This window comes from Albimonas sp. (genome assembly GCF_055129145.1).
The window spans coordinates 1-9122 of record NZ_JBSRTQ010000158.1; the positions used below are offsets into that span (position 1 = coordinate 1).

Below are 9122 nucleotides of genomic sequence, written 5' to 3' on the forward strand. Positions count from 1 at the left end.
CCCGGCGGCCTGAGCTCAGGCCCTGCGGCGGCGGCGGGCGACGAGCCCCAGCCCCGCCAGCCCCATGGGCAGCAGCGCGGCGGCGGCGGGCAGCGGCACCGCGGCCTCGACGCTGGAGGCGGTCACGACGCCCCAGACGATGTTGCCACGCTCCGAAAGATCTTGGGCGGGAGTGTATCCGTAGGCCGCGGTCACGCCATCGGTGGAAGCGGAGGAGGCCGCGTAGTTGTTGACGTAGTAGGCGTAGATATAGCCGTTCGAGTTGCTGTAGCTCTGGGCCAGGCCGATCGAGCAGGCGGTCTCGCTCGAGCAGCCGAAGGTCAGGGTCGGATCGCTGTCGATCGCGAAGCCCGGCTGGTCGACCAGAACGGTGCTGAGCAGGAAGCTCCCGAAATTCCCGAGGTTTCCGATCAAAGCGGACGGAAAGCTCGCGGTCTCGCAGCTTCCGTAGGCGTCGGCGCAGGCGCCGTCGACCAGCGTCAGGTCATAGAAGGCGCTGTTGTATTCGATGTTCTTGACGCCGGTCAGCTTGCCGCCGTCGATCATCAGGGTGAACGCCGAGACCGGAGAGGCGGCGACGAGCGCCGTGGCGGCGAGGGCGACGGCCGCGAGGGCCCTGGAACGCAATGACATGGTTTCTCCTGCCCGAAGGCGACGCGCGTGATGCTGAACGAACGCTCGTCAATTAGCCGCGCCGGTTTTTCCTGTCATCGAAAACTGTGCGCAATACTGCAATGACGTCACGGAACAACCCCTTGCGCCGGGGCCGCGCCTGGACGACCAAAGCCGCAGGTCAATCCGGAGGAGGCGCACGGCATGTGGGTTTGGGCATATCTGCTGATCGCCATCGTGGGCGAGGTCGTGGGCACCGCGGCGCTGCGCTCGGCCGAGGGGTTCACCCGCCTCGGCCCCTCGTTGATCGTGGTCGCGGGCTATGCGGTGGGGTTCTTCTTCCTGTCGCTGACCCTGCGCGTGGTCCCTGTGGGCGTCGCCTATGCGATCTGGTCAGGGGTGGGCACGGTGCTGATCACCCTGATCGGCTGGGTCGTCTTCGGCCAGAAGCTCGACCCCCCGGCGATGGTCGGCATCGGGCTGATCGTGGCCGGCGTGGTGGTGGTGCAGAGTTTTTCGAACGCCTCGCCCCACTGAGCTAACCCAGCAGCAGCGGCCAGATCAGGCCGGGCGCGAGCTCGGCCAGCATGCCGACCCCGATCAGCGCCCGCGCGCCGACGCCGTGGAAGCGTCGCCACAACAGGACGGTCAGCGCCCCGCAGACCGCGATCTCCACCATCCCCACGATATGGCCGTGATGGGCGGGGTTCCAGTAGCTCAGCGGGCTGCGGAACACCCAGTCGGTCAGCGGCCAGAAATGCGGGCGCGCGTCGGAATGGTGCAGGGGGAAATCGAAGGCGAGGTGCACAAGCCCGGCCCCCGCGAACACCGCCAGCACCCCGCGCCGCGTCGCCAGCGCCACGGCCAGCAGCAGCCCCCAGATCGGGATCGAGTTGTCGATCCGAAAGATCCCCTGCCAGAGGGCGGAGACGTAGTCCTGGCGAAAGATCTGCTCAGGCGTGCGGCCCTGCACGACCTTGGCCCAGCCGATCAGCGCGAACAGGCTGAGGTCGGGCGCGAAACCCCCGGCCAGCGCCGCGAGGTTGCGGGCCCGCGCCCCCGGGCGGGCGAAGGCGGCGACGGCGAAGATGATGTGCGCGGGCGTGTTCACCGCGCGATCCAGACACGGATCCGGGGCGAACTCAACTTTAGATTGCGCGGCGCGCTAGCCCCGCCCCGCCAGCGCGGTCAGCGCCCCGGCCCCGATCAGGGATCCGCCGCCGATGCGCTCGGCCCAGGCCATGGCGCCGGGGCGGGCGAAGCGCGCGCGCATCTCGCCCGCGGCCAGCCCCCAGATCACCGCGTTGATCGCCCCCAGCGTGGTGAAGGTCGCCACCAGGATCGCGGCCTGGGGCAGGTAGGGCGCGGCCGGGTCGATGAACTGCGGCGCAAAGGCCACGAAGAACACCAGCCCCTTGGGATTCAGCAGCGTGACGAGGAAGGCCTGGCGGAACATCCGCGCCCGGCCGGCGGGCGCGCGCAGGATCCGCGCCTCGGGCGCATGGGCCCCGCCGCGCGAGGCCATCAGCATCCGGACGCCCAGCCAGACCAGATAGGCCGCGCCGGCGAATTTCACGACGGAGAACACCAGTCCCGAGGCCGCCATCAGCGCCCCGAGGCCCAGCAGCGAGGCGGAGGTGGCGATCAGGTCGCCCAGCGTCACCCCCGGCGCGGTGGCGACGACGGATCGCCGCCCCTCGCCCAGCGCGAAGCCCACCACCAGCATCACCGTCGGCCCGGGGATCGCCACCAGCACGGCGGAGGCCGCCGCGAAACTCAGCCAGAGCCCGATTTCCATGATGCGCCGCCTCCCGATTCCGCGTTGGAACCGATCAAAGACAGGGCGCCGACGTCTCGGCAAGCCCCGTCTCCGCCCGCGCCCCGACCGGGCCTCCGAGCGCCAGCGGCCTGCCTGCGCGTCCGCGCAGGGGCGGAGGCCCCGGCCTCCGCCGTGCGCCGTCAGGCGCGCAGGGCCGCGCGCCCCGACCCGCGTTCTAGCCGTCGGCCTTGCGCAACGCCGCCAGCAGCTCGACTCCAGCATAGCCGTCGGGAACCAGCCCGCGCGAGGCCTGGAAGTTCCGCACCGCCTTGCGCGAATTCGGCCCGATGATCCCGTCCGCGCCCTGGGTGTCGAAGCCGAGCCGGGTCAGCCGCTCCTGCATCTCCACCCGCTCGGTCCGCGACAGGGGCTTGTCGTCCCGCGGCCAGGCGCCCTGGATGCCGGGCCCGCCCTCGATCCGCCCGGCCAGCAGCGACACCGCCAGCGCATAGGAGGTGGCGTTGTTGTAGCGCAGGATCACCCGGAAATTGGGATAGGCGGCGAAGGCCGGGCCGCGCGCGCCCGCGGGCTCGATGATCGCCACCGCGTCCGCCGCCGGCAGCGCCCGCCCGTCGACGCCGGTCACGCCCATCGCCGACCAGGTGGCCGCCGTCTGACGCGTGTCCGCATCGGCCATCGCGTGGTCGAAGCCGGAAGGCAGCCGCACCTCGATCGCCGTCGGCGCGCCCATGGTCCAGCCGAACTTGCCCAGGTAATTCGCGGTCGAGGCCAGCGCGTCCGCCGCATCCGCCGACCACAGGTCGCGGCGCCCGTCGCCGTTGTGGTCGACCGCATAGGCCTCGAGGCTGGTCGGGATGAACTGGGTATGCCCCATCGCCCCCGCCCAGGAGCCGACCATCCGCGTCGCGGTCACGTCGCCCTGCTGGATGATGCGCAGGGCGGAGATCAGCTGCTCCTCCGCGAAATCCTTGCGCCGCCCGTGCCAGGCCAGCGTCGCGAGACTCTGCACCACCGGGATGTCGCCGTAATTCTGGCCGAAGGCGCTCTCCATCCCCCAGATCGCCAGCACCGCCTCGCGGTCGACGCCATGGCGCGCCTCGATCTGGTCGAGCAGCGCGCGCTTGGCGGCGGCGAGCTCGCGCCCCCTGGTCACCCGCGTGTCGGAGACGGCGCTGTCGAGATATTCCCAGATCGGGCGGGAGAATTCAGGCTGGTAATTGTCCAGCTCCAGCACCTTGTCGTTCACCGTGACGCCGGCGAAGGCCGAGTCGAAGATGTCGGGCCGGATGCCGGCGGCGAGCGCGCGGGCGCGGAAGCCCATGCGCCATTCGGCGAAGGTCTGGTCCTCCGCCGCCGGGGCCTGCACCGCGGGCGGCGTGCCGCGCGGCGGCGGCGGCGCTTCGGCTGAGGCGCAGCCCGCCGTGGTCGCGGCGATCAGAATCGCGCCCATGCGGGCGCGACGGGTCAACAGTCGGGACATTCCGCCTCCGTTTTGGCTCGATCGGCCCCGGCGCGCGCGCCCGCGGGATCGGGCGCGACCGGGGGGCCGGCTCGCGGCTAATCTAGCGCGGCGCGGAGTCCGAAAAAAGGCGCTCGCGCTTGTGCCGCTGTGCGAAACGCGCGAAGCATTCGGACAAAGACGAACCCATGGAGGAGACGAGCATGAAGGTCAGCGAAGCGGTCGCCAAGCGGATTTCCGCCCGGGCGTTCCTGCCCGACCCGGTGCCGGACGCGGTGATCCGGCGGGTGCTGGAGAAGGCGGCGCGCGCCCCCTCGGGCGGCAATCTGCAGCCCTGGATCGTGTCGGTGCTCAACGGCGCGAAGCTGGACGAATTCCGCGCCCTCGCGGCGAAGCGGATGGAAGAGACCGACGCCCAGGGCGAAGGTTTCGAATACAAGGTCTATCCCGACAACCTGCACGAGCCCTACCGCTCGCGCCGGTTCCGCGTCGGCGAGATGATGTACGAAAAGCTGGAGATCGAGCGCGCCGACAAGGCCGGCCGCCTCCGGTGGTTCGCCAACAACTACCGCTTCTTCGGGGCCCCCGCCGCGCTGTTCCTGCATGTGGACCGGCGGATGAACGCGCCGCAGTGGTCGGACCTCGGCATGTTCCTGCAGACCACGATGCTGCTCTTCCAGGAGGAGGGCTACGACACCTGCGCGCAGGAGGCCTGGGCCCGGCTGCACGAGACCATCGACGCCTTCACCGGCGCCCCCGCCGACACCATGGTGTTCTGCGGTCTGGCGATCGGGAAGATCGACCCCGAGCACAAGGTCAACCGCCTCTATTCCGAGCGCGCGCCGCTCGACGAATGGGTGCGGTTCCTCTGACCGGAAACCGGGCGGGCGCCGGCGTCGGCGCCCGCCCGCGGCCTCACCGGGTGATGATCTCCGGCCCCATGAAGTAGGTGGGCATCCAGGTCGACATCGCCGGGATGTAGGTCACCATGATCAGGAAGATGAAGAGGATGCCCAGCCACGGGGCCGCCGCCTTCACCACGTCCCACATCGGCATCCCCGCCACCCCCGAGGTGACGAAGAGGTTGAGCCCGACGGGCGGCGTGATCATCCCGATCTCCATGTTCACCACCATGATGATGCCCAGATGGATCGGGTCGATCCCGAGGCTGAGGGCGATGGGGAAGACCAGCGGGGCCACGATGATGATCAACCCCGAAGGCTCCATGAACTGACCGCCGATCAGCAGGATCACGTTGACGATCACCAGGAACATGATCGGCCCGAAGCCCGCATCCAGCATCGAATTGGCGATGGCCTGCGGGATCTGCTCATCGGTCAGCACGTGCTTGAGGATCAGCGCGTTGGCGATGATGAACAGCAGCGTCACCGTCAGCTTGCCGCCGTCGAAGAGGGCGTCGCGCGTGTCGGGATGCACCCAGGCCGTGACCAGCGTCCAGGGCTTGCGCCAGAACGGGATCGGGCCGTCGGGACCGCGCAGCGGCCCCATGTCCCTGTAGATGAAGTTGGCGATCAGGAAGGCGTAGATCGCCGCCACCGCCGCCGCCTCGGTCGGCGTGAACACGCCCCCGTAGATGCCGCCGAGGATGATGACGATCAGGAACAGCCCCCATCCCGCCTCGCGGCCCGAGGACAGGATCTCGCCGAATCCGGCCCAGGCGCCTTTCGGCAGGTTCTGCACCCGCGCGGCGATGTAGATGCCGATCATCAGCATCACGCCCGCGATGATGCCCGGAATCACGCCCGCGAGGAACATGCGCCCGACCGACACGTCGGTCGCCGCCGCGTAGACCACCATGACGATGGACGGCGGGATCAGGATGCCGAGCGTGCCGGCGTTGCAGATCACGCCCGCCGCGAAGCTCTTGGTGTAGCCCGCCTGCTGCATCCCGGCGATGACGATGCCGCCGATGGCCACCACCGTCGCGGGCGACGAGCCCGAGAGGGCGGCGAACAGCATGCAGGCGAAGACGCCGGCGATGGCGAGCCCGCCGCGCATGTGTCCGACGCAGGCGATGGAAAAGCGGATGATCCGCGCGGCCACGCCGCCCGTCGACATGAAGGTCGAGGCCAGCACGAAGAACGGGATGGCCAGCAGCGTGTAATGCCCGGCCATGCCGTTGTAGAGCGTCTGGGCGATGGAGGCGAGCGAGCTCTCCGACAGCACCAGCAGGAACAGGGTGGAGGAGAGGCCCAGCGCCACCGCGATCGGCACGCCGATCAGCATCAGGCCGACCACCAGGGCGAAAAGAATGACGACTTCCATGGCTCAGCGCTCCTCGGCTTCGCGACGGGCGCGTGAGACTTCGGCCAGCTCTTCCTCGACCTCGTGGCTCGCGATCAGCGAGTTCCGGGTCCCGGCCAGCATCTCCGCGCCGGCCTCGACGAAGCGGATCGCCAGCAGCAGCATCGAGAACGGCAGGATGAAATAGGGGATCATGCGGGGCAGTTTCTCGTAGGCGTCGCCGTCGTTGAACGCGTCGGCGAAGATCGCGTTCAGCACGCCCGGCATCGGCACGTCGTTGAGCTCGTACCAGCCCTGGCCGCGCACGCTGGCGAAGCCGGTGGGGAACCAGCGGCCGGTGGTCGGCTGCAGGTTGGCGTAGGGCGCCCAGAAATCCCAGGCTCCCTTCAGCAGCAGCAGCGCGAAGACGATGCACACCACGGCCGAGATCAGCCCCAGCGCGCGGCGCAGCCCCGGCGACACGACGTTGACCACGGCGTCGACCCCCAGATGCGAGGCGGTCTTCACGCAATAGCTCGCGCCCAGCAGCACCAGCCAGGCGAAGAGGAACGACGTGACCTCCAGCGCCCAGAGGATGTTGGAATTGAACACGTAGCGGGCGATGACATTGGCGAAGGTCACCAGGGTCATCGCGCCGAGAATGGCGGCGATCAGCGTCTCTTCGACGGCGTTGACCGCGCGGCCGGCAGGCGTTGTGGCTTTGTGTTGCATGGGGCCTCCCCCCCTGTAAGGGGCCCGCGATGGGGCGCCTATGTGCGTCGCCCCGCCCCGGTCGACGCCGGGACGGGACGGAATGGGTCGCGCCTCGCCCGCCCGTCGCCGCTGGCGCGGCGCGCCCGGCTCCTCCCAAAGCCGGGCGCGCCGCGGTCGCGAGATGGACGAGGCGCGCGATCGCGGCGCCTTCGGCCGGGCGGACGGGCGGGCGAGGCGCAAGGCGCCGCCCGCCCGTCCAGGCTCAGTTGGCGTCGTTGAACTTCTGCGCCGCCTCGATGTTCTCGGCGCCGACGTCGCCCTCGAACTGGGCCCAGACCGGCTTCATCACGTCGACCCAGCCCTGACGCTGCTCGGCCGTCAGCTGACGGACCTCGCCGCCGGCGTCGATGATCGCCTGCTTGGCCTCTTCGTTGACCTTGAAGGACTCGCCGTTGCGGGCCTCGGTCACTTCCTTGAGGATCTTGGCGAGCTGGTCGCGCATGTCGGCGTCCAGGCCTTCCCACCAGTCGACCGAGGTCACGACGAGGTAATCGATGACGCCATGGTTGGACTCGGTGGTGCCGTCCTGAACTTCGAAGAACTTCTGGCCGTAGATGTTGGACCAGGTGTTCTCCTGCCCGTCGACGACGCCGGTCTGCAGGGCGCCGTAGACCTCGGAGAAGGCCATCGCCTGCGGGTTGGCGTCGAGCGCGGCGAACTGCGCCTTGAGCACCTCGGAGGTCTGCACCCGGAACTTCAGCCCCTTGGCGTCCGACGGCTCGAGCAGCGGCTTGTTGGCCGAGATCTGCTTCATGCCGTTATGCCAGAACTCCAGCCCCAGCAGGCCGCGCTTGACCATGGATTCCTTCATGGCCTGGCCGGTGTCGGAGTTCTGGAAGGCGTCGACCGCATCGATGTTCTTGAACATGAAGGGCAGGTCGAAGATGCGATACTTCTTGGTGAAGGTCTCGAACTTCGACAGCGACGGCGCGGCCATCTGCACGTCGCCGTTCAGCATCGCCTCCAGCACCTTGTCGTCGTCGTAGAGCGAGGAGTTGCCGTAGACCTCGACGCAGGCCTTGCCGTTCATCTCTTCGTTCACCCGCTCTGCGAACATCGAGGCGGCGATGCCCTTGGGGTGCTTGTCGGTATTGGTGACGTGGCTGAACTTGACGACCACTTCGCCCGGGTCGCACGCGGCCTGAGCGGCCGTGGCCATCGACAGAGCCACCGCGGACGCGGCGGCGAATTTGAGAAAGCGCATGTCATATCCTCCCTGTGGTTCCCGAATGCGCAGGAAACCGGCCCGCGAGCGTAGGCTCGGCGGTGGGAGCGGTAAATGACTCTTTCGTCAGAAAATCAACCCGGAGCGGCGCCGTTCCGGCCCCGAAAGCGACATACTTTCAAGTAGGTCGGCGCGTGATCGCGTGCGGTTGCTCGACGGTCGCCGAAAAGGGCGGAAATCATATGCAATCATTACTATAATCGTCGCCCCGGCCGGCGCCTGTTCGGGCGTCGGCCGGGGCGGCTTCCGCCGCTCAGGCGGCCGCGTCGCGCCCGCCGCGGGCCTGCGCATGCCACCAGCGCAGCGCGTCCGGATCCACCCAGGAGAACGGGCCCGGATCGCCCGCCACCACGTCGAAGGGACGGTGCGGATCGCCCAGATCGCTGAGCGTGACGATGGCGTCCGAGAAATCCTCGTCGCGGGTGTAGATCCCCGGCGTGGCCAGCACGTCCAGCCCCGCGCCGCGCGCCGAGGCGACGCCGCGGGCGCTGTCCTCGATCGCCAGCGCGCATTCCGGACGCAGGTTCAGCCGGTCGAGCACCAGCTGATAGGGGATCGGGTCGGGCTTGGTCGCCTCCACGTCCTCGCGCGTCACCACCGCCGAGAACCAGTCCAGCGCCTCGAAGCCGAAGGCGTTGAGGATCAGCCCCTCGAACGCCATGCGGGTGGATGTGGTGCAGGCGGCGATGCGGATGCCCGAGGCGCGCAGGTCCGACAGCAGGCGGCCGACGCCGGGGCGCAGCGCCGCGCCCTCCTCCATCATCGACAGGAACTGGGCGGTCTTGGCCTCGTGCAACGCCTCCAAGGCGCCGGCATGCTCCATGTTGGCGAGGTCGCGGGGGTGGGAGACCTCCACGTAATGGCGGATGCGGGCGAGACCGCCTTCCACCGCCAGCAGCTCGTGATACTGCTGCCGCTCCCACACCCAGTCGAGCCCGGCGGCGGCGAAGGCGGCGTTGAAGGCGGCGCGGTGCAGCTCCTCGGTCTCGGCGAGGGTGCCGTCCACGTCGAAAATCACGGCCTGAAGC

10 protein-coding genes are annotated in these 9122 nt (G+C 69.1%); 2 read left to right on the forward strand and 8 right to left on the reverse strand.

All coding sequences use genetic code 11. From position 1 onward, the window contains the following. Positions 1-15 precede the first annotated feature (15 nt). Positions 16-633 (reverse strand): hypothetical protein, encoded by a 618-nt coding sequence (locus ACTB72_RS18245; RefSeq protein WP_463038437.1) that lies wholly within the window; start codon positions 631-633, stop codon positions 16-18. A 183-nt stretch (positions 634-816) separates the two neighbouring features. Between ACTB72_RS18245 and ACTB72_RS18250 the strand changes: the two genes are divergently transcribed. Then, on the forward strand, positions 817-1149 hold the full coding sequence (locus ACTB72_RS18250; RefSeq protein ID WP_463038438.1) for a DMT family transporter: 333 nt from the start codon (positions 817-819) through the stop codon (positions 1147-1149). Position 1150: 1 nt separating this feature from the next. Here ACTB72_RS18250 and ACTB72_RS18255 read toward each other — a convergent pair whose 3' ends face one another. The 3 genes from ACTB72_RS18255 to ACTB72_RS18265 all read right to left on the reverse strand — a co-directional run bounded on the left by ACTB72_RS18255 (position 1151) and on the right by ACTB72_RS18265 (position 3872). After that, positions 1151-1723 (reverse strand): cobalamin biosynthesis protein CobQ, encoded by a 573-nt coding sequence (locus ACTB72_RS18255; protein WP_463038439.1) that lies wholly within the window; start codon positions 1721-1723, stop codon positions 1151-1153. Positions 1724-1777: 54 nt separating this feature from the next. Further along, positions 1778-2410: a LysE family translocator gene (locus ACTB72_RS18260; RefSeq protein ID WP_463038440.1), complete on the reverse strand. Its 633-nt coding sequence runs from the start codon at positions 2408-2410 to the stop codon at positions 1778-1780. 196 nt (positions 2411-2606) lie between these two features. Next, the gene (locus tag ACTB72_RS18265; RefSeq protein ID WP_463038441.1) at positions 2607-3872 is read right to left on the reverse strand and encodes a lytic murein transglycosylase; all 1266 of its coding nucleotides are present in this window, start codon (positions 3870-3872) and stop codon (positions 2607-2609) included. A 182-nt stretch (positions 3873-4054) separates the two neighbouring features. On the opposite strand from ACTB72_RS18265, the gene ACTB72_RS18270 reads away from it, so the two are divergent. After that, on the forward strand, positions 4055-4723 hold the full coding sequence (locus ACTB72_RS18270) for a nitroreductase (protein WP_463038442.1): 669 nt from the start codon (positions 4055-4057) through the stop codon (positions 4721-4723). 43 nt (positions 4724-4766) lie between these two features. Here the strand turns inward: ACTB72_RS18270 and ACTB72_RS18275 are convergent, their stop codons facing one another. The 4 genes from ACTB72_RS18275 to ACTB72_RS18290 form a co-directional block, all read right to left on the reverse strand. Then, entirely contained in the window at positions 4767-6137 is a 1371-nt protein-coding gene (locus ACTB72_RS18275; protein ID WP_463038443.1) for a TRAP transporter large permease, read from the reverse strand. A gap of 3 nt (positions 6138-6140) precedes the next feature. Further along, complete coding sequence (locus tag ACTB72_RS18280) at positions 6141-6827, reverse strand: TRAP transporter small permease (RefSeq protein WP_463038444.1); 687 nt, start codon at positions 6825-6827, stop codon at positions 6141-6143. A 244-nt stretch (positions 6828-7071) separates the two neighbouring features. Continuing rightward, complete coding sequence (locus ACTB72_RS18285) at positions 7072-8073, reverse strand: DctP family TRAP transporter solute-binding subunit (RefSeq protein ID WP_463038445.1); 1002 nt, start codon at positions 8071-8073, stop codon at positions 7072-7074. Positions 8074-8347: 274 nt separating this feature from the next. Further along, positions 8348-9122: HAD-IA family hydrolase (locus ACTB72_RS18290; RefSeq protein ID WP_463038446.1), on the reverse strand; the 775-nt coding region annotated here is incomplete at its 5' end.